The sequence below is a fragment of the Enterobacteriaceae bacterium Kacie_13 genome (assembly GCA_013457415.1).
GTDB lineage: Bacteria > Pseudomonadota > Gammaproteobacteria > Enterobacterales > Enterobacteriaceae > Rahnella.
In genome coordinates this window covers 1,441,421-1,461,859 of the sequence record CP045665.1, presented here as the reverse complement: position 1 = coordinate 1,461,859, position 20,439 = coordinate 1,441,421, and the positions used below count along the sequence as shown (strand labels likewise).

The window sequence follows — 20,439 nt, the reverse complement described above, 5'->3', positions numbered from 1 at the left end:
ACTGACACCAACGCGGTTATTTCACGTTCAGCGCATCGTTAACCAGATCTTGCTGTTGCTTCTGGTGAACGGACATGTAGCCGACTGCCGGAGAGGCAGAGGCCGGGCGTCCTGCGTAACGTAAAGAAGCCCCGAAAGGAATCACTTCACGGAAATTATGTTGGCTGCAGTACCATGCGCCCTGATTCAGCGGCTCTTCCTGACACCAGACGAAATCATGAACGTGTGCGTATTGTTCCAGCACTTCCTGAATGGCCTTGTGCGGGAACGGATACAGCTGTTCGATACGGACGATCGCGACGTCGGTTTTTTCGTTCTTACGACGCTGTTCCAGCAGATCATAGTAGACCTTACCTGAACACATCACGACGCGCTTAACCTGATTCGGGTCAAGTTCGTCCACTTCACCAATCGCCGGCTGGAAGCTGCCATTGGCCAGTTCGTCCAGCGTGGAAACCGCCAGCGGATGACGCAACAGTGACTTCGGTGACATCACGATCAGCGGACGACGCATACCGCGCAGCGCCTGACGACGGATCATGTGATAAACCTGCGCCGGGGTAGACGGGATACACACCTGCATGTTTTGCTCAGCGCAAAGTTGCAGGTAGCGTTCCAGACGTGCGGAGGAGTGCTCCGGCCCCTGCCCTTCGTAACCGTGCGGCAGCAGCATCACCAGACCACACATGCGGCCCCATTTTTGCTCGCCGGAGCTGATGAACTGGTCGATCACCACCTGAGCACCGTTGGCGAAATCGCCGAACTGCGCTTCCCAGATAGTCAGCGTACGCGGTTCAGCCGTGGCATAACCGTATTCGAACGCCAGTACCGCTTCTTCGGAAAGCACGGAGTCCCAGACGTTGAATTCGCCCTGACTGTTGTGAATGTTCGACAGCGGCACATACACGGAACCATTTTTCTGGTTATGGATCACAGCGTGGCGGTGGAAGAAGGTGCCGCGGCCGGTATCTTCACCGGACAGACGGATAGGAATACCTTCGTCAACCAGCGTGGCGTAAGCCAGATTCTCGGCACCGCCCCAGTCAAACTTCTTATTCCCTTCAGCCATCTCGTTACGGTCGCCATAAATCTTGGCCACACGTGACTGCATTTCGATAGCGTCAGGTACATGGCTGACGCGACGTGCCAGTTCCTGCAGACGTTTGATATCAACCTTATTTGGATAAGGTTCGTCCCACTCGTGGTTCAGATAGGGTGACCAGGTGAACGTGTGCATGTCATTCTGACGCCACTCTTCCACCACACACTCACCGGCATCCAGCGCATCGCGGTACAGGTTGACCATTTCGGTCGCATCTTCCAGGCTGGCAACGTTTTGCTCAGTCAGGATGTCTGCATAGATTTTGCGTGGCGTCGGGTGTTTCTTGATCTTGTTGTACATCAGTGGCTGCGTTGCGCTTGGCTCATCGGCTTCGTTATGGCCGTGACGGCGGTAGCACACCAGATCAATCATCACATCGCGTTTAAAGGTGTTGCGGAAATCCAGCGCCAGACGGGTGACGAAAGCGACCGCTTCAGGGTCATCCGCATTCACGTGGAAAATCGGCGCCTGCACCATTTTTGCGATATCAGTACAGTAATCGGTAGAACGCGCATCTTTCGGGTTCGAGGTGGTGAAGCCCACCTGGTTATTGATGACGATACGCACGGTACCGCCCACTTCATAACCGCGTGCCAGCGACATATTCAGCGTTTCCTGAACCACGCCCTGCCCGGTGATCGCCGCGTCACCGTGAATGGTGATTGGCAGAACCATGTTGCTGCGCGCTTCGTCCAGACGGTCACGTCGTGCACGAACGGAACCGATAACCACCGGGCTGACGATTTCCAGATGCGACGGGTTAAACGCCAGCGCCAGGTGAACCATACCGCCTTCGGTTTCCACATCAGACGAATAGCCCATGTGGTATTTCACGTCGCCGGTGCCCAGGTGTTCTTTATGTTTGCCGGAAAATTCGTCAAACAGATCCTGAGGTTTTTTACCCAGCACGTTGATGAGCACGTTCAAACGACCACGGTGCGCCATACCCAGCACCACTTCACGCGTCCCATTTTTGCCCGCGTGACGGATCATGTCTTTTAGCATCGGAACCAGCGCATCGCCGCCTTCCAGCGAGAAGCGTTTGGCACCTGGGAATTTCGCGCCCAGATAACGTTCCAACCCTTCTGCTGCGGTCAGCTCTTTCAGGAACGTTTTCTTTTCTTCATTGGTGAAGTTTGCACGACCCACCACGGATTCGACGCGCTGCTGGATCCAGCGTTTCTCTTCAGTGTTGGTGATGTGCATATATTCCACACCGATGGAGCCGCAGTAGGTTTGCTTCAGGGCTTTATACAGCTCGCCGAGCTGCATGGTTTCTTTGCCGATGGCAAAAGAACCGACGTTGAAGGTTTCCTGGAAATCAGCTTCGGTCAGATGGTGGAACGCTGGGTCCAGATCCGGTACATCGTCCAGTTTCCACAGGCCGAGAGGATCAAGGTTTGCGTTCTGATGGCCACGGAAGCGGAAGGCGTTGATTAACTGCAACACCTTAACTTGCTTGGCATCCGTTTCAGGATCGCTGATGGAGGAGTTATAACGTGACGCGTCTTTCGCCAGGCGGCGGAAGTAGTCCCGTGTTTGAGAATGGAGTTGCTCTGGTTTCACACCCACTGTTGGTAGCTGTTTAAAAATCGAACGCCAGCTATCGTCAACGGAACCAGGATCGGTTAAGTAGTCTTCATAGAGTTGTTCTATGTAAGACTGGTTCGCACCCGCCAGATAGGAGGAATCCAGCCAGGCCTTCATTGCGCCGTTCTGCATCGTGATCCCTTAAGCTTTGAAGCTTTAGTTTTCGCCGTGGTTAATAATAATGACCGTGATACACCGCGGTAAAACGGTTTTCCTTACTAAAACAGTTCGTTGGTTGAGCGTTTGGCTCTTCAAGGAACCTTCAAAAATCCGCCATGCGCGTGACTGACTTTTGAAGTTGCCCTGCTTATCTTTCTCCCCTTCTTCACAAAAACAGCTGCAATTGATGTCCCTGATTTTTACCCGACTATCTTACTCTAGTCAGGCGCAACTTTGTTGCACTTGTTGCTACTTTGTTATTAAAAAATTACTTATTTGCTATCAGCCCCTCAGTTAGCACATTTGTAACTATTGTAAGTAGCGCTTATGGGTAAATAACAGCGGGAACCTGAGTTCCCGCTGTGACGTGGTTTATCTTCTCAGGCACCGCGTTGTAGCAGCATCGATTTGATATGGCCAATAGCTTTGGTCGGGTTAAGCCCTTTTGGACAAACACTCACACAATTCATGATGCTGTGGCAGCGGAATACGCTGAAAGCATCATTGAGATCGTCAAGACGCGGTTGTGTTTCGGTATCGCGGCTGTCGATCAGGAAACGGTAAGCGGCCAGAAGACCTGCCGGACCGACAAACTTGTCAGGATTCCACCAGAAGGAAGGGCAAGACGTCGAGCAACAGGCGCAGAGAATACATTCGTACAATCCGTCCAGTTTTTCGCGATCTTCCGGCATCTGTAAATGTTCACGCGCCGGAGGATTTTTCCCATCATTCAACAAGTAAGGCTTAATCTTCTCATACTGCTTATAGAATTGCCCCATGTCCACTACAAGGTCACGCACAACCGGTAACCCAGGTAACGGACGAATAACAATCTTCTTGCTGCCGTGACGTAAGGTCGACACCGGCGTGATACACGCCAGACCATTTTTACCGTTCATGTTCAGACCGTCGGAACCGCAGACCCCTTCACGACATGAGCGGCGAAAGGCCAGCGTCGGATCCTGCTCTTTCAGTAAAATCAGCGCATCGAGCAACATCATGTCGCGCCCTTCCTGCGCTTCCAGCACATAGTCTTTCATGTACGGAACGTCATCGACATCCGGGTTATAGCGATAAATCGAAAATTCAAGTTTCATATTCTTTCTCCGCTACGCCCTAGTAAGTACGCGCTTTAGGCGGGAACGCCGCACGAAGCTTAGGCTGCATGTTCACCTCACGGCGAGTCATGCTTTCGGTTTCCGGCTGATACAGCGTGTGGCAAAGCCAGTTCGCATCGTCACGATCCGGGAAGTCAAAGCGGCTGTGTGCGCCACGGCTTTCGGTGCGATAGTTTGCGGAAACGGCCGTCGAGAACGCTGTTTCCATCAGGTTATCCAGCTCCAGACATTCCACGCGCTGGGTATTGAACTCAGTGGAGGTATCGTCCAGACGGGCAGATTTCAGACGCTCGCGGATCACTTTCAGCTGTTCCAGCCCTTCAGCCATCGCATCGCCTTCGCGGAATACCGAGAAGTTGTTCTGCATACAGGCTTGCAGATCTTTGCGGATAGCCACCGGATCTTCACCTGAACGGGTGTTGTTCCAGCGGTTCAGACGTTCCAGAGAGACATCGATATCGTCCTGAGACGCATCGCGGCTGTCGCCCTGTTCGGCAATCGATTCCTGCAAGTGCATGCCGGCGGCGCGACCAAACACCACCAGATCCAGCAGTGAGTTACCGCCGAGGCGGTTTGCGCCGTGTACGGAAACACAGGCAATTTCGCCAACCGCAAACAAACCAGGGATCACCACGTCTTCGCCCTTCTCGTTCACACGCAGCGCCTGACCGGTCACTTTGGTCGGAATACCGCCCATCATGTAATGGCAGGTTGGCAGAACAGGAATCGGCTCTTTGATCGGATCAACGTGAGCAAAGGTGCGGGAGAGTTCAAGAATACCCGGCAAACGGGACTCCAGGACTTCACGACCCAGATGATCGAGTTTCAGTTTAACGTGCGGGCCCCACGGACCTTCGCAGCCACGGCCTTCACGGATTTCGATCATGATAGAACGCGCCACCACGTCACGACCCGCAAGATCTTTGGCATTCGGCGCATAACGTTCCATGAAACGTTCGCCGTCTTTATTGAGCAGATAACCGCCTTCACCACGGCAGCCTTCTGTGACCAGAACGCCCGCACCCGCAATACCGGTCGGGTGGAATTGCCACATTTCCATGTCCTGCACCGGCACGCCCGCGCGCAGCGCCATGCCAACACCGTCGCCGGTATTGATGTGTGCGTTAGTGGTGGACTGGTAAATACGGCCTGCACCGCCGGTCGCCAGCACGGTCGCTTTGGCTTTGAAGTACACCACTTCACCGGTTTCAATGCAGATAGCCGTACAGCCGACGATCGCGCCGTCCTGATTCTTCACTAAATCCAGTGAATACCATTCGGAAAAAATCGTAGTGCCGTTTTTCAGGTTTTGCTGATACAGCGTATGCAGCAAGGCATGGCCGGTACGGTCAGCGGCAGCGGCTGTACGCGCTGCCTGCTCGCCGCCGAAGTTCTTCGACTGGCCACCAAACGGACGCTGATAAATACGGCCGTCTTCAAGACGGGAGAAAGGCAGGCCCATGTGCTCGAGTTCCAGAATCGCTTCCGGCCCGGTTTTGCACATATATTCAATGGCGTCCTGATCACCGATGTAGTCGGAACCTTTTACGGTGTCGTACATATGCCATTCCCAGTCATCCTCATGGGTGTTGCCCAGCGCGACGGTAATACCGCCTTGCGCTGACACCGTATGGGAGCGGGTCGGGAAGACTTTGGAAATCAGGGCGCAGGTCTGGCCCGTTTGTGAAATCTGTAATGCCGCACGCATACCGGCGCCACCTGCACCGATCACCACAGCATCAAACTCTCTGACTGGCAGATTCATTTACTACGCTCCCCAAACAACAATTGTTCCGTAAAGTAGGTAAACCACTAACGTGACGACGATGGCCAGTTGCAGCACCAGTCGAACAGCTACCGGTTTGACATAGTCCGTTAACACCTGCCACATGCCGATCCACGCGTGAATCAAAATCGACAGCAGCGCCAGCAGTGTGAATACTTTGGTGATGGAGGAAGCGAAGAAGCCATGCCAGACATCAAAAGTCAGTTCCTGAGCCAGAACCACGAAGCCCAGAATATAAAGGATGTACAAGGTGAGGATGATTGCGGAAGCACGAAGTAACAGCCAGTCGTGCACACCATTACGCCCTAATGCAGAAACATTGCTTACCATACGAGGACTCCAGCCAGAATTGACAGCACGACGGTCAAACCGATTGCCACCTGGGCAGAACGGGTACCGGCAGCCAAACTCTCTTCGATATAGCCAAAATCCATCAGCAAGTGGCGGATGCCACCGCAAACGTGATAGGCCAGCGCAGTGAGTATTCCCCAAAAGATGAATTTGACGAAGAAGCTATTCATGATGGCAGCAGCTTGCGCAAACCCTTCAGGAGAAGAGAGCGACAGGCCTAACAGCCAGAGGAGGATACCGACGGCGACGAAGGTTATTACGCCAGAGACTCGGTGTAAGATGGACGCTATCGCAGTAACGGGAAACCGGATCGTTTGCAGATCCAGATTGACAGGTCTTTGTTTTTTCACGGTTTTGCCCACACAGCTCTTATTATTTTACTTCCTCCGGTCTGGAGCAGTGTCAGACAGCATTAAGACTGTTTAGCCTTCATCCCTCGCGCTCAAACAACGACATCCAATGTGCTTAAACGGCGCGTGATGCATTTTCAAAGTTTTGCGTTTGGGAAACGTAAAATGCTCAGAAAACAACGCTGGGTGCTCCTACTTCAGGGTTTGCCCGGAGACCTCGTTGAAGTATAGGTTGATCACATTCCTATTACAATTGCCCTACAAATGCTTTATTCACATTTCTGCGAAACAGTGAGTTAGCTCTCAAATTCAACAAATCGCACAAAATAAATTATCGAGTTTGACATTTGATCAACATTTCCATTACATATGAACCATCCCTATAGGACTGTGACACTGAGCACACACCGGCTTTACCCGAACGCACCAAAAAGGGGAAAGTATTAAGAGAATCAGTGGATCACACAATCGTAAGGCGGGGTCTTCCCTGTCGGGCCAAGTTATGCAAAAGTGGTGATTGTGTAAATCCTCAACCTCTTCACTGGTACTGAGCGACAGAACAGTAATGATTTACCGAATCTTTAACAACGATGAAACGCCGCTTGTTTGTCACAGAGCAGTCTGAGACTGCAATTCGACTCAGCTCTACGTTCCCTTCCGATACGATCGCAGAGTTAAGGCTGATAATAATAATGACCTTACAAGGCGTCGCTTCCAGGCATTTCTGTTGTTATCGATTTTTAAAAATAAGGCGCTAAGGAGACTGTAAATGGCTGATAAGAAAGCGACACTTACCCTACAAGGTCACGACCCGATTGAACTGGATGTGCTGTCCGGCACGCTGGGCCAGGATGAAATTGATATCCGCACCCTCGGTTCAAAAGGCCTTTTTACCTATGATCCCGGTTTCACGTCTACTGCATCCTGCGAATCCAAAATCACCTACATTGATGGTGAAGAAGGTATTCTGCTGCACCGCGGTTTCCCAATCGACCAGTTGGCGAAAGAGTCTAACTTCCTGGAAGTAAGCTACCTGCTGCTGAACGGCGAAACCCCGACACCGAAGCAATTCGAAGAATTCAAAACCAATGTGACCCGTCACACCATGGTGCACGAGCAGATCACCCGTCTGTTCCATGGTTTCCGTCGTGACTCTCACCCGATGGCCGTTCTGTGCGGCGTGACCGGCGCGCTGGCCGCGTTCTATCACGATTCCATTGATGTCGAAAACGAGCGTCACCGCGAAATCGCCGCTTACCGTCTGCTGTCAAAAATGCCGACCGTGGCCGCGATGTGCTACAAGTATTCTATCGGCCAGCCGTTCGTGTATCCGCGCAACGACCTGTCTTACGCCGGTAACTTCCTGCATATGATGTTCTCCACCCCGTGTGAAGAATACAAAGTGAACCCGATTCTGGAACGTGCAATGGACCGAATTCTGATCCTGCACGCCGACCACGAACAAAACGCCTCAACGTCAACAGTGCGCACCGCGGGCTCAAGCGGCGCTAACCCGTTCGCCTGTATCGCTGCTGGTATCGCCTCTCTTTGGGGGCCTGCTCACGGCGGTGCCAACGAAGCAGCGCTGAAAATGCTGGAAGAAATCAGCAGCGTGGATCACATCCCAGAGTTTGTGAAACGCGCGAAAGACAAAAATGATTCCTTCCGCCTGATGGGCTTTGGTCACCGTGTTTATAAAAACTACGACCCGCGCGCCACCGTGATGCGTGAAACTTGTCATGAAGTACTGAAAGAGCTGGATCTGAAAGATAACCTGCTGGAAGTGGCAATGGAGCTTGAGCACATTGCGCTGAACGACCCGTACTTCATCGAGAAGAAACTGTATCCGAACGTCGATTTCTACTCCGGTATCATCCTGAAAGCGATGGGTATTCCATCGTCCATGTTTACCGTAATCTTCGCGATGGCACGTACTGTCGGCTGGATTGCACACTGGAGCGAAATGCATCAGGACGGCATTAAAATCGCCCGCCCTCGTCAGCTGTACACCGGCTACGACAAACGCGATTTCCATTCTCAGCTGAAAAAATAAAATATCCCTACTGAGAGCTGAAAAACGAAGCGCCAATATAATATTGGCGCTTATTTTAGATCAGTGAATTCTTAGCCGACCTTATTGCAGCCCCATGATAATCATCTGTGAGGAATAATGCGTAGAGTTGGTATTGAAAGTATATTCAATTCCCTGTTTATTGCTATCACCACTCAGACAAAAACCGATTTCCTTTTGACCTGATTGCTGCGCCTTTTTTACCATACTGGTCACATCTATATCGCGGTATTGTTTCGCCTGATCGAGATATAATCCTGCATAGGTTTTAAAATCGCATACCGGACGGGTATTCCAGGTCACTGTATTTTCATCCCAGTCAGTGGTAGTCGGGTAGATATAAATCATTGCCGCACCCGTGCCAGTACTTCTTCCCCCGTTGATATGTACTTTATATTTAAATAGTGCCGCTTCCTCCGGAGAATAATTCGCTGGCATATCCGGGATCTGATATTTCAGCAACGTCAATTTTTCCTGGGTATTATTTTCACTGGCATTCGATGCATCTCCTTTGACGACTAATCCCTCACTGGCAGAAAAGTTCTTATCACTGTCTGCCAGATTGCTCACATAAGTATCTGCCACAGCATCCCGGTAGGCATAGGGCATATAACTGATGCAATCATAGTTATTATTCATGCAACGTTCTGTCATGAATTTTGCGGCATCTTCCGTCCAGCCATTAATGAAATCGCCGTGCGCCGTATAAATACTGCCCCATTGATCGATACGTTGATCACCGTTCATGATTGGATCTAGTGACAACTGGACTTTGCTCAGATCAAGCGACGCCAGCCCCGGGAACAGATAGGCAATATTCATATTCACGGTGGGAATATGCTTCGGATAATCCGCCGGACAGGCCCCGTTGGAATCCGCATATACAGCATTCGTCTTATGCGTCGTGGCGGACGGTTTCGCCGCAATATTTTTCCCATCCCAGCAGTTAGGGAACTGAATGGCAATATTCAACTGTATCGGCACAGTGGAAGATGGCGGCAGGCAGGTTTTATCTGCCGAATGGCTATACCCCTTATTATCGTTACACAGGAAATTGATAACATTACTCGGCCCGGTTCCTTTATGGTCACCCGCTAATAACTGCAAACCCTTCGGGAAGGAAGTCAGCGGATATTCAATGCTATTCACTGTCTGATAATATGTTTTCTGATACGCAGGACGAACTTCTGTACCGTCCGGTAACCGTAATGAAGGAGCCCAATAAGCCGATGAATCCGCCAAATCCGAACAGGTTGTTGTCGGTTTTTGCTGAAGCGTGGAATAAGAAGATGATGCATCGGTACTAGTATTACCAAAAAAGTCATGCCACATTGCCTGATTGGGCATACCAAACATCATAATAGCATCATCCCCTAATGTATGATGATAGCTGCATTGAACGCTGGTTTGATAATTATCGGCGTGCGCGGCAAATGAAACCATGCCCAAACTGCATAGTGAAATAAATAAGCCATACGTCGTTCTTTTCATTGATATGTCCTCGCCCTGTTAGATAAGTAGTGTCTACCGAATACATCCGTTTGCACTCTGCTCAATATCTAATAAGGCGGGACTGATACGTGCATAATAAATAAGCACAAAAATCATTTTTACTCTCAAAAATATAACAAACTTATTGCTGACAAACCGGACACCAGAAGAATGGCCGCGATGATACGCTGCTTTTCACAATCGGATCGCCGCAACGCTCGCAGGGCTTGCCTGTCCGGCCAAAAACGTTAAAGCGGAATAGCGCGCCGTGGTGCACATTTTCATCCATCGTACCGCGCGTGGCATAGGATAAACGGGCGACGGACAAACAGGCATCCGCCAGCGCATCCAGCTCCGTCTCTTTCAGCTCTTTTGGTTTATGATCCGGCAGCAGTTTTGCCAGCCAAAGAATTTCCGCCCGCAAATAGTTTCCCAGCCCGGCAAGAAACGCCTGATCAAGTAACATGCCGCCCAGCTGACGGTTGCGGAATTTAGGCGAGAGTAACCGCTCACGTACCTGCGAGGCCGTCAGAGTCTCATCGAGCACGTCCGGGCCGATGCGTTGCAGGAACGGATGATTTTCTATTTCCGCCGTATCATAAATCCCTATCTCGGACGCACTGTACAACAGGATCGCTGCATCGGTAGTTTGCAGCTGCACACGCAGGGAACGTTTGGTTTCCTTCGGCACTTCACCAGCCTTCACCACGCGCCATACCCCGTAAAGTTGATTGTGGCTGTAGAGGGTCAGACCATTGGAGAAGTGAGTCAGCAGTGCTTTACCGCGGGTTTCAATCGCCGTGATTTTCGTGCCACGCAGCGCTGACTGATAAGGTTTCAATGAGGGAAAAGCAAACCAGACATCCGTGAGCGGTTTATTGACTACCGCGCGCACCAGTAAATCGGCCGCGCGGCGAATTTCAGGACCTTCAGGCATCAGTGAGTCGCACCCTCGGCAATTCGCAGGTCCTGCTCCGTATGCAGGGCAATGGCGATAGTCAGTTCAAGGGCATTGAGCACAGTACGCACGGACATACTTGGCTCGCCCGGATGTTTGGCGGCTTGTTCAGGCAGATAAGGTATATGGATAAAACCGCCTTTCACCACGTTGCATGAAGGGTGTGCCAGCCGGTGCATCAGCCCGTACATCACGTGATTGCATACGTAGGTACCCGCCGTTTGCGACACCGACGCCGGAATACCCGATTCACGCAAACCGTTCACGATGGTTTTGATAGGCAGTGAAGAAAAATACGCCGCCGGGCCATCGGCGACAATCGGTGCATCCACCGGCTCGTTGCCCTCGTTATCTGGGATCCGCGCATCATCAATATTGATTGCCACCCGCTCGACGCTAAAATCACTGCGTCCGCCCGCCTGCCCCACGCAAAGCACCATTTCCGGATGGACGTCATCAATCGCCGCATTCAGCACTTCAATCGCTTTACCAAACACGCAAGGTAACTGCCGTACCACAATCTGCGCGCCCGACAACTCCAGATCACCCAATTGCTTCACCACTTCCCACGAAGGATTGACGCGCTCGCCGCCAAAAGGTTCGAAACCGGTCACTAAGACTTTACGCATAATAGATCCTTGTTGTAGGGCAATACTGATATCTCATCTGTTAGCTATGAGGTAATTATGATCGGATTTCAATCCCCCGCTCACCAAATGCCTCGCGCAGCCTTTTGGCAAATCTCAGGGCGTACTCACCGTCGCCGTGCAGGCAGACGGTATCAGCCTTGACCGGCACCCAGACACCTTCACGGCTGAGGACTTTCTGTTGCTGAACCATCGCCAGAGTCTGTTCCAGCGCCTTTTCGTCGCTGTCGATCATCGCATCGGGCTGACTACGCGGCACCAGTGAACCATTACTCTGGTAGCGGCGGTCGGCGAACACTTCCTGACAGGTTGCCAGCCCAAATCGCTCACCGGCGCGGATAAGCTCACTGCCTGCCAGCCCGACCAGACGCAGCGCCGGATCGACGTCATACACCGCGCGGGCAATGGCATCAGCCAGCAGCACATCGGTGGCCGCCTGGTTGTACAGCATGCCGTGCGGCTTGACGTGCACCATCTTTCCACCTTCTGCGCGGGTGATGGCCGCCAGTGCGCCGAGCTGATAAACCACCTGCGCATAGACGATTTCAGGCGGCAACTGCATGGCGGTACGGCCAAAGTTTTCGCGATCGGGAAAGCTCGGATGTGCGCCAATCGCGACACCGTATTTCAGCGCCCAGCGCACCGATTGCTGCATAGTCTGCGCGTCTCCGGCGTGAAAGCCGCAGGCGATATTGGCGGAACTGACCAGTTGTAACAGCGCCTCGTCGTTGGCGCAGCCTTCACCGAGATCGGCGTTGAGATCAACGGTCATACAGCCCCCGCTTAATCTGTTCGATAAACAATGACTGCTCGCGCAGGGCTTTCTGCGCTTCTTCCAGCGAACATTTCACGAAATGCACCGGCTCCCCCAGGCGGATCTGCGCCAGATTGTAGAGATCGGCTTCGATCACGCAGGCAATCCGCGGATAACCGCCGGTGGTCTGTGCATCGGCCATCAACACAATCGGCTGACCACTATGTGGCACCTGAACCACACCCGGCAACAAACCATGAGAAAGCATCTCGCGGTCGGTTTCCCGCTTCAGCGCGTGGCCGTGCAGGCGATAACCCATGCGGTTACTTTGCGGGCTCAGTTGCCATGATGCACGCCAGAAAGCATCACGGGCTTCGGCGCTGAACTCCTGATACTCCGGCCCCGGTATTGCGCGGATACGGTTACCAAACAGAAGTTGTTTTATGCCGCCCGCGCTTTTTGGCATATGGAAACTGTCACCGGTCGGTAACACATCACCATCCTGAAGCGGACGCCCATTGTAACCACCGAATTTTGCTTTCAGATCGGTGCTGCGCGAGCCCATCACTTCCGGCACATCGATCCCGCCAGAAATCGCCAGATAGCTGCGCATCCCCCGCGTCGGCGTTTTCATGGTCAGCACCTGACCTGGCTTCACCGCGTAACGCCAGCCGGTCCAGACATCTTTACCGTCGAGTTGCGCGTGGCAGCCTGCACCCGTCAGCGCCATCCAGCCTTCACGATGAAATTCGGCACTGAACTGCCCGAGAGTAATCTCCAGCGCGGCTGCGTTGTCATCATTACCGGCCAGCAGATTGGCGATGCGCAGCGCCGGGGCATCCAGCGCGCCGGACTGGCTGACACCCTGCTGGCGGTAACCGTTGCGGCCTAGATCCTGCACCGTGGTAAACATCCCTGCGCGTAAAACCTTCAGCATACGCCCTCCTTCTGTGGCACAAAGCGCACGTGGTCACCGGGTAATAATAAAGTCGGTGATGAGCGTGTGGAATCAAACATCGCCAGCGGCGTCTGCCCGATCAACTGCCAGCCGCCGGGCGTCGCCAGTGGATAGATACCGGTCTGGCTGCCGCCGATGCCGACGGATCCCGCGGGCACTGAAAGCCGCGGCTCGCCGTGACGTGGCGTGGCCAGCTGTTCCGGCATTCCACCGAGATACGGGAAGCCAGGCTGGAAACCGAGGAAATAGACAGTGTAATCAATCCCCGAATGGCACTCGACCACCTCACGCGGCGTCATGCCGGTATGGCGGGCGACGTTCTCCAGATCCGGCCCCTGCGCACCGCCATAGATAACCGGAATGTCAATCAGCCGGGATGTGGGTTCGATAGCCTCGCTCTCTTCCCACCAGGTTTGCAGGCGCTCAATCGCATCCAGCGCGGAGCTTTGCGCATCGGTGAGTAAAACCGTCAAATTATTCATGCCGGGAATGACTTCGCGAACGCCGGGATAGGCCACGCGATCCTGTAAACGCTGGGTCAGCCCCCAGATCCGCTGCTGGCTGGCCAGCGTCACAGGCGGTTCCAGTTCCAGCACTACCGCGCGTTCGCCCAGCAGGTAACATCGTGCTCGTTGCACTCAGACACTCCTCAAAGAAGGGTTGTGGATCATTGAGTTATTCATGAACTCAATGTCCCGATATTGGTATGTAGATTAAGGGTAGTTATGCGGGAAAGCGACAGAGGATGTCAACTGGTGGGCGGTAACCAATGGGCGGTGAAGGTTTCGCCCGTCGTCCGCACCTGCTACTCTCAGAGGTGTTGCAGTTTTTTAGCGTTTGGATAACGCAGTATTTACAAAATGAAAGGGACAGCCCGTGAGAAAACCTTTAGCACTCTTTTTTCCGCTCTATACCACCACATTACTGATGCTGCTCGGTTCCGGCCTGCTCACCACTTACATTTCCCTGCGCTTGTCGGCGATACACGTCAGCGGTGCGATGATCGGGGCGATTATCGCTGCCAACTACATCGGGCTGGTGATCGGCGGTAAAGTCGGCCATATCCTGATCGCACGGGTTGGCCACATCCGCGCCTACGTATCCTGTTCCGGCATTATTACTGCCGCCGTTCTCGGCCACGGGCTGACCGACATTATCCCCGTCTGGGTTGTGCTGCGACTGATCATCGGCCTGTGCATGATGGTTCAATACATGGTGCTGGAAAGCTGGCTGAACGATCAGGCCGAGGCGAATCAGCGCGGCGTGGTATTCGGTTTTTACATGGTGGCGTCGTATCTCGGCATGTCACTCGGTCAGGTCGTGTTGATGCTCGACAGCGGCCTTGGTGTCAGCACGCTCATCATGATTGCACTGTGTTTTGCGCTCTGTCTGGTGCCTATCGCGCTGACTACGCGCACCAATGTCGGCCATATGTCCCCGGCACCGATGGAGCTTAAATTCTTCATCGGTGCGATCCCAAAGGTGCTGGCGATAACGCTGGTCATCGGTATGGTGGTGGGTTCGTTTTACGGGATGGCCCCGATTTACACCAGCCAGCAAGCGCTGACCACTCAGCAAACAGGTCTGTTTATGGCGCTGGCGATTTTCGCCGGGCTGCTGGCGCAGTTCCCGCTGAGCTGGCTGTCAGATCGGTATAACCGAAATATGCTGATGCGCATTAACGCGATCCTGCTGGCGGTCGCCGCCCTGCCGCTGGCATTACTCACTCACATTTCGTTCCCCGTGCTGCTCGGCATCGGTTTTGTCGTCAGCCTGATGCAGTTCACCCTGTATCCGCTGGTGGTCGCACTCGCCAATGATATGATCGAACCGGAGCGCCGCGTCTCGCTTTCCGCGTGTCTGCTCATGGCGTTTGGCGTCGGTGCCTGTATCGGCCCGCTGGCCGTGGGTGCGCTGATGGAACCGCTCGGTGGCAACATTCTGTATGCATTTTTCGCCCTGTGCGGGGCAGCCATCGTCGCCCTCAGCCGGACTTCGGCGAAAGAAGAAGAAACGGTGATGGCAGTCGATGCGCCTCTGCCGCATATCGCCATGCCGGACAGCCTGAGCAGTTCACCACTTTCCCCGGCGCTGAACCCGGCCTTCGACGAGCAAATGATTCAGGAAACCATGCCTGCGCCGGAAAATGTTACTGAACCCGTGGTGGAAGAGAGCGAAGTGACAGAAGAAGAGGAAGAAAGCCCGTATCCGCTACAGGGTGCAGACCCCGAAGTGGATACCGGCTTACAGCGTGCATTTACGTTGCTGGAAGACAGCGTGCCGGAAGAAAACGTAGATAAGACAGCCCCTAAGCCGGATTATCGATGTCGATGAACATCACATCCAACCCATGCTCTGACTCAAGCCATTCGCCTAAGGCTTTTACGCCATAACGCTCTGTGGCGTGATGGCCGGCGGCATAGAAATGCAGCCCCATTTCGCGGGCGATGTGGATAGTTTGCTCAGAGACTTCGCCGCTGATAAAAGCATCCACGCCAAATTCTGCTGCCTGCTGAATGAAGCCCTGACCGCCGCCGGAACACCACGCGACGCGACGGATTTCATCCGGCCCGCCCTGTGCGCTGTGCAACACTTTGCGATCTAAAATCACTTCAATCCGCTGACGTAATTCTTCGCCGGATAACGGCTTATCGAGCTCGCCGTAAGGCACCAGCGGCATCACCTCGCCCTGCACTTCAATGCCAAATAATTCGGCCAGCTGTGCGTTATTACCGAGTACCGGATGCGCATCGAGCGGTAAATGATAGCCATACAGATTGATATCATTCACCAGCAGGGCTTTCAGCCGGTTGCGCTTCATACCGCGAACAACCGCCGGTTCGTTCTTCCAGAAGTAACCGTGATGCACCAAAATTGCGTCCGCTTCGACGGCAATCGCGGCATCCAGCAGATCCTGAGAGGCCGTCACACCGGTGACCACGCGCTGCACATTACGACGCCCCTCGACCTGCAGGCCGTTTGGCGCATAATCATGGAAATTACTGATATCCAGTTTCTGGTTGATCAGGGCTTCAAGCTGGAGATTATTCATGGCAGTTCTCTTGTGAGTGATACGAATCTGGTGATGATAACCGACAACGTCTGTCCTGCTCAAAATCAATGTCGTGAACTGTCCTGTTGGTATTCTGGTCCTCACACAATTCAACGGACTGAGAACATGAACCAGAATAATTGTGATGTCATCGTGGCTGGAGGCGGGATCGCCGGTTGCACCAGCGCTCTTTTGCTGGCACGCGCCGGACTGAGCGTCATTTTGCTGGAACGGGGCGCACAGGCGGGCAGTAAAAACAGCTCCGGCGGGCGAATTTATACCCATAGTCTGGCGCAAATCCTGCCCGATTTCGCCCGTACAGCTCCGCTCGAACGCACGGTCACGCAGGAAAGATTATCGCTGATGACCGGTTGTGCGATGACCACTCTCGACTACCGTCATCCCGCCGATACCGCCTGTTCATCAACCGTCTTGCGCGCACGGTTTGATCCCTGGCTGATGGAACAGGCGCAGCTGGCGGGTGCACAATGCATTACCGGGGTTCAGGTGGATGCGCTAATCAGGGAAAATGATCGCGTCACCGGCGTCAGGATCGGTGACGAAGAATTGTATGCCAGCGTCGTGGTGTTGGCCGAAGGCGCCAATACGTTGCTGTCCGGTTCCCGACCTGCGCCTGAGACTATGGCAACCGGCGTGAAAGAAATCCTCTCCCTGCCCCGCGAAAAGCTCGAAGATCGTTTCGGTCTGGAAGGTGAACAGGGCTGTGCGTGGATGTTTGCCGGTCAGCCCACCTCCGGCAAAGTGGGCGGCGGTTTTTTGTATACTAACAAAGACAGCCTTTCGCTGGGCGTGGTGTGCAATCTCTCCAGGCTGGCTGACAGCGCGCACAGCCTGCCGCAGATGCTGGAGGATTTCAAACAGCATCCGGCGATACGTCCATTGCTTAAAGGCGGCGAAATCATGGAATACAGCGCGCATATGATCCCGGAAGGCGGCCTGAATGCACTGCCTGAACTCTCCGGCGCAGGCTGGCTGGTTGCCGGTGATGCCGCCCGACTGTGCATCCATGCCGGACATACCGTCCGCGGTATGGATCTGGCGATCACTTCCGCTCAGGCGGTGTGCGCGACACTTATCCATGCGCACAACCAGAACAACTTCAGCGCTGAGATGCTCTCGCACTATCGCTGGCATCTTGAACAAAGCGCGCTGTGGCCGCTGATGACGCAGTATCGTCATCTGCCTGACGCCCTGCTCAGTTCACCGCACTGGTTTTCCGAGTATCCGCAATATTCAGCGGATTTCCTGCATGACCTGTTTCACGTGCAAAATCAGCCAGCGGTTCCGTTACGCCATCTCCTCTGGAGTCACGCCCGTAAAGCGGGTCTGTGGCAACTTATCAAAGATTTACGTAAAGGAGCGCGCAGCCTGTGACTCTTCATCTCAACGACAAACTCAGCAAAAACCTTTATCAGCCGGAAAGCGAACCGCACATTATTTTGGCAGACAGCGCAGAGCAATCTGCAGTGGAAGTTTTACTCAATGCCTGCCCGGCGGGTCTTTACCGGCTGAATGTACAGGGCGACATCACTTTCGAAGCCCACGGCTGTCTGGAATGCGGGACCTGCCGGATCTTATGTGATGAAACCACCTTTGCCCGCTGGCGTTATCCGCAGGCCGGTTGCGGCGTGACTTTCCGTTTCGGATAAACTCTGGGAGATAGCGCGACGTTGTAAACGATTAAAGCTGCTATGTTTTTAGGGTGAAAATCCCTTATCTGACGGAGCTGTGTATTGTGTCTATTTTGCAATTACTGAATCAACACCCGGTCATCGCTGCTGTAAAAGACACGGAAAGTCTCAATGCTGCACTGCAATCGGACTGCAAAATTATCTCGGTGCTGTACGGCAACATTTGCAATATTGGCGCGATCGTTCAGCGTATCAAAAAGGCCGATAAATACGCCTTTATCCATGTGGACCTGCTGGACGGCACTTCGAATAAAGAGATCGTGATTAACTTTCTCAAAATCGTCACGACCGCCGATGGCATCATCAGCACCAAAGCGTCGATGATCAAAGCCGCCAAAGCACAGGGATTCTTCGGTATCCACCGCATGTTTTTGCTCGACTCCATTTCGTTTCACAATATCGACAAACAGGTCGCGCAATCTAATCCCGACTGTGTGGAGATCCTGCCGGGTTGTATGCCGAAAGTATTAGGCTGGGTCTCGGAGAAAATCGATTTGCCGATTATTGCGGGCGGGCTGGTGTGCGATTTAGAAGATGCCACCAGTGCGCTGAATGCCGGTGCCGTGGCGGTTTCCACCACTAACACCGGCGTTTGGCAGCTTAAATTTTAAGGCGATGGTTTACTAAGATGCAGGGAGAGTTCTTCCAGCACTGCCTGTAAATCCCCGACAATACCGACATCCGCCTGGGCAAAAATCGCCGCCTGCGGGTCGGTATTTATCGCCACGATAAACTCACTGTGAAACAACCCTGCCATCAGCGCTGCGGCACCCGACGCACCCGCCACAATGCAGACTTTCGGCGCAGCGATAATGCCCGACATACCTAACATTCGCGACATCTCACACCATGCATTCATCGCCACCGGCCTGCTCACGCCCGTTTCCGCGCCCATCTTCGCCGCAATCGCGCAGGCATGCCGGAGATTTTCGGCACTGCCGACGCCCTGACCGACGGCCAGAATATAAAGCGCATCCTGCAAACCGTGATCAACCTGTACAGGTGTCTGTCGAAAATCAGTCAGCCAGTCCGGAGGGGCGCAGGGCAGCGGACATTCCTGCTGGTCACCGACATACCGCCCGGTCGCGGCGGGTTTCGCACCACAGGCAGCCACGGAAACACACAGCGGAGAACCAGACAGCGCAAGCGTTGCCTGCATCCGGTTGCCATACGCAGGCTTTCTTATCTGCCAGCGCACGTCACGTTCCGCCTGCGTGACGCCCGCACCACTGACGCCGCACAAACGCGACGCCAGCCGCGAAGCCAGTTCATCACCCTGCACGCCGCTGGCACACAGCAAAACATCCGCCGGAGACTGCTGACAACACCACTCCAGACCTTCCAGCTGTTGCTCTGATAATCCCGGTGGCGGCAAAGACATCCAGCGTATACCGCTGACCGGACACCCCATCTGCGGCAGAAACGACGGCTTTTCGCCTGCATAAAACAGCCACAATTCGGCACTGTGAGTTGTCCAGCCCGAGGCCTGCAAGAATTCATTCAGCTCCTGCGCTTTGGTTAAAAACGCGGACTGACGGGTATCCATAATCAGGGCGAGTTTCACCGGTGCCACCTCTGTGCCAGATGCTGCTGATAAAGTTCACGTACGCTCTCCTGCACGCTGCCGCCCTCAATCATCACGCCTGCACGACCGGTCTCTTTTAGCGTCAGTTCGCTGAGCCTGACGCCGGGGTTATCAGGCAAACCGATGGCCGGGATCATCTCAAGCGGTTTTGCCGCCGCCGCCAGCTTTTGTTTAAGCGTCGGAATTCGCAGCAACTGTGCCTGAGCACCCGCGCCGGTGATAAGCACTACCGGCGGTTTCAGCGTCAGCGTTTGCAGTTCATCCTCCGTCCGGCGTTGGACGGTCAAAAAACCTGTATCAGACGTGGCCTGAATTTCACTGACCTCAGTCAGACAAGGCCAGCCGAGCATTTCCGCCAGCAAAAAACCGGTTTGCCGGTTCTGTCCTTCGCTGCTTTGTGACCCGAGAATAATCACCGACTGCGGATGCTCTGCATGATAACTGGCGATCTGAGCAGCAATAATTCCGGGATGAAAGCGCAGATCGTTGTTCTGTGTTTCAATCCGTACAGCACGGGCAAAATCCAGCGCCAGCAGCGTTTTCAACACCGGCTGGATCAGCGCATTTCCCACCGTCATCAGAGTGAGATCGTGACCGGAAAGGGAAAGCGCCATCTCCGCTGCGCTCTGGTCAAATCCACTCAACTGACGCCGCGCATAAGTCACTTCGCGTTCGCCTTCTGCCACACTTTGCCAGTCGCTGGCCGCCAGCATCGACAGATCAGCTTCTATTTTCACGCAGACCATCACATTCAT

The 20,439-nt window shown here is 53.7% G+C and carries 19 protein-coding genes; 5 read left to right on the top strand and 14 right to left on the bottom strand.

The annotated features are described in order from the left end of the window. Positions 1-16: 16 nt before the first annotated feature. The 5 genes from sucA to sdhC form a co-directional block, all read right to left on the bottom strand. Positions 17-2,824 (bottom strand): 2-oxoglutarate dehydrogenase E1 component, encoded by a 2,808-nt coding sequence (sucA, locus tag GE278_06640; protein QLK60463.1) that lies wholly within the window; start codon positions 2,822-2,824, stop codon positions 17-19. Positions 2,825-3,231: 407 nt separating this feature from the next. Next, entirely contained in the window at positions 3,232-3,948 is a 717-nt protein-coding gene (gene sdhB / locus GE278_06635) for a succinate dehydrogenase iron-sulfur subunit (protein QLK60462.1), read from the bottom strand. A gap of 19 nt (positions 3,949-3,967) precedes the next feature. Continuing rightward, positions 3,968-5,734, bottom strand: coding sequence for a succinate dehydrogenase flavoprotein subunit (sdhA, locus tag GE278_06630; protein ID QLK60461.1), 1,767 nt, complete (start codon positions 5,732-5,734; stop codon positions 3,968-3,970). Between the two features lie 3 nt (positions 5,735-5,737). Further along, on the bottom strand, positions 5,738-6,085 hold the full coding sequence (sdhD, locus tag GE278_06625; protein QLK60460.1) for a succinate dehydrogenase membrane anchor subunit: 348 nt from the start codon (positions 6,083-6,085) through the stop codon (positions 5,738-5,740). After that, entirely contained in the window at positions 6,079-6,468 is a 390-nt protein-coding gene (gene sdhC / locus GE278_06620; protein ID QLK60459.1) for a succinate dehydrogenase cytochrome b556 subunit, read from the bottom strand. Before sdhC ends, sdhD begins: the two co-directional genes overlap by 7 nt. 757 nt (positions 6,469-7,225) lie before the next feature. Here sdhC and GE278_06615 point away from each other — a divergent pair. Then, on the top strand, positions 7,226-8,509 hold the full coding sequence (locus tag GE278_06615; GenBank protein QLK60458.1) for a citrate synthase: 1,284 nt from the start codon (positions 7,226-7,228) through the stop codon (positions 8,507-8,509). Positions 8,510-8,590: 81 nt separating this feature from the next. Here the strand turns inward: GE278_06615 and GE278_06610 are convergent, their stop codons facing one another. The 6 genes from GE278_06610 to pxpB form a co-directional block, all read right to left on the bottom strand. Next, entirely contained in the window at positions 8,591-10,018 is a 1,428-nt protein-coding gene (locus tag GE278_06610) for a DUF1996 domain-containing protein (GenBank protein ID QLK60457.1), read from the bottom strand. Positions 10,019-10,160: 142 nt separating this feature from the next. Further along, positions 10,161-10,955: an endonuclease VIII gene (locus GE278_06605; GenBank protein QLK60456.1), complete on the bottom strand. Its 795-nt coding sequence runs from the start codon at positions 10,953-10,955 to the stop codon at positions 10,161-10,163. Beyond that, positions 10,955-11,605, bottom strand: coding sequence for a pyroglutamyl-peptidase I (gene pcp, locus GE278_06600; GenBank protein QLK60455.1), 651 nt, complete (start codon positions 11,603-11,605; stop codon positions 10,955-10,957). The genes GE278_06605 and pcp overlap by 1 nt, the downstream gene beginning before the upstream one ends. 55 nt (positions 11,606-11,660) lie before the next feature. Further along, a complete protein-coding gene (gene pxpA, locus GE278_06595) occupies positions 11,661-12,395 on the bottom strand; it encodes a 5-oxoprolinase subunit PxpA (protein QLK60454.1) in 735 nt (244 codons plus the stop codon). Next, on the bottom strand, positions 12,385-13,314 hold the full coding sequence (locus tag GE278_06590) for a 5-oxoprolinase/urea amidolyase family protein (protein QLK60453.1): 930 nt from the start codon (positions 13,312-13,314) through the stop codon (positions 12,385-12,387). The genes pxpA and GE278_06590 overlap by 11 nt, the downstream gene beginning before the upstream one ends. Beyond that, on the bottom strand, positions 13,308-13,973 hold the full coding sequence (gene pxpB, locus GE278_06585) for a 5-oxoprolinase subunit PxpB (GenBank protein QLK60452.1): 666 nt from the start codon (positions 13,971-13,973) through the stop codon (positions 13,308-13,310). The genes GE278_06590 and pxpB overlap by 7 nt, the downstream gene beginning before the upstream one ends. Before the next feature lie 238 nt (positions 13,974-14,211). Between pxpB and GE278_06580 the strand changes: the two genes are divergently transcribed. Further along, positions 14,212-15,669, top strand: a complete 1,458-nt coding sequence (locus GE278_06580; GenBank protein QLK60451.1) for an MFS transporter — start codon at positions 14,212-14,214, stop codon at positions 15,667-15,669. Here the strand turns inward: GE278_06580 and GE278_06575 are convergent. Beyond that, on the bottom strand, positions 15,644-16,387 hold the full coding sequence (locus GE278_06575; protein QLK60450.1) for a type 2 GTP cyclohydrolase I: 744 nt from the start codon (positions 16,385-16,387) through the stop codon (positions 15,644-15,646). The two genes, GE278_06580 and GE278_06575, sit on opposite strands and share 26 nt — an antisense overlap. Before the next feature lie 126 nt (positions 16,388-16,513). On the opposite strand from GE278_06575, the gene GE278_06570 reads away from it, so the two are divergent. From GE278_06570 to GE278_06560, 3 genes are all read left to right on the top strand, one after another. Next, a complete protein-coding gene (locus tag GE278_06570; protein ID QLK60449.1) occupies positions 16,514-17,782 on the top strand; it encodes an FAD-dependent oxidoreductase in 1,269 nt (422 codons plus the stop codon). Next, positions 17,779-18,057, top strand: coding sequence for a ferredoxin family protein (locus GE278_06565; protein ID QLK60448.1), 279 nt, complete (start codon positions 17,779-17,781; stop codon positions 18,055-18,057). The genes GE278_06570 and GE278_06565 overlap by 4 nt, the downstream gene beginning before the upstream one ends. An 86-nt stretch (positions 18,058-18,143) precedes the next feature. After that, on the top strand, positions 18,144-18,710 hold the full coding sequence (locus tag GE278_06560) for a glycerol-3-phosphate responsive antiterminator (protein QLK60447.1): 567 nt from the start codon (positions 18,144-18,146) through the stop codon (positions 18,708-18,710). On the opposite strand, the gene GE278_06555 is transcribed toward GE278_06560, so the two are convergent. Continuing rightward, positions 18,707-19,663: an electron transfer flavoprotein gene (locus tag GE278_06555; GenBank protein ID QLK60446.1), complete on the bottom strand. Its 957-nt coding sequence runs from the start codon at positions 19,661-19,663 to the stop codon at positions 18,707-18,709. The genes GE278_06560 and GE278_06555 overlap by 4 nt on opposite strands. Then, positions 19,660-20,439: a hypothetical protein gene (locus GE278_06550; GenBank protein QLK60445.1), complete on the bottom strand. Its 780-nt coding sequence runs from the start codon at positions 20,437-20,439 to the stop codon at positions 19,660-19,662. The genes GE278_06555 and GE278_06550 overlap by 4 nt, the downstream gene beginning before the upstream one ends.

Bases quoted from the DNA above. Each gene is read 5' to 3' on its own strand.
- GE278_06550 (QLK60445.1), bottom strand. From the start codon at position 20,439: ATGAATGTGATGGTCTGCGTGAAAATAGAAGCTGATCTGTCGATGCTG.
- pxpA (QLK60454.1), bottom strand. From the start codon at position 12,395: ATGACCGTTGATCTCAACGCCGATCTCGGTGAAGGCTGCGCCAACGAC.
- sucA (QLK60463.1), bottom strand. From the start codon at position 2,824: ATGCAGAACGGCGCAATGAAGGCCTGGCTGGATTCCTCCTATCTGGCG.
- sdhB (QLK60462.1), bottom strand. From the start codon at position 3,948: ATGAAACTTGAATTTTCGATTTATCGCTATAACCCGGATGTCGATGAC.
- GE278_06575 (QLK60450.1), bottom strand. From the start codon at position 16,387: ATGAATAATCTCCAGCTTGAAGCCCTGATCAACCAGAAACTGGATATC.
- GE278_06615 (QLK60458.1), top strand. From the start codon at position 7,226: ATGGCTGATAAGAAAGCGACACTTACCCTACAAGGTCACGACCCGATT.
- sdhA (QLK60461.1), bottom strand. From the start codon at position 5,734: ATGAATCTGCCAGTCAGAGAGTTTGATGCTGTGGTGATCGGTGCAGGT.
- sdhD (QLK60460.1), bottom strand. From the start codon at position 6,085: ATGGTAAGCAATGTTTCTGCATTAGGGCGTAATGGTGTGCACGACTGG.
- pcp (QLK60455.1), bottom strand. From the start codon at position 11,605: ATGCGTAAAGTCTTAGTGACCGGTTTCGAACCTTTTGGCGGCGAGCGC.
- GE278_06590 (QLK60453.1), bottom strand. From the start codon at position 13,314: ATGCTGAAGGTTTTACGCGCAGGGATGTTTACCACGGTGCAGGATCTA.
- GE278_06605 (QLK60456.1), bottom strand. From the start codon at position 10,955: ATGCCTGAAGGTCCTGAAATTCGCCGCGCGGCCGATTTACTGGTGCGC.
- GE278_06610 (QLK60457.1), bottom strand. From the start codon at position 10,018: ATGAAAAGAACGACGTATGGCTTATTTATTTCACTATGCAGTTTGGGC.
- GE278_06570 (QLK60449.1), top strand. From the start codon at position 16,514: ATGAACCAGAATAATTGTGATGTCATCGTGGCTGGAGGCGGGATCGCC.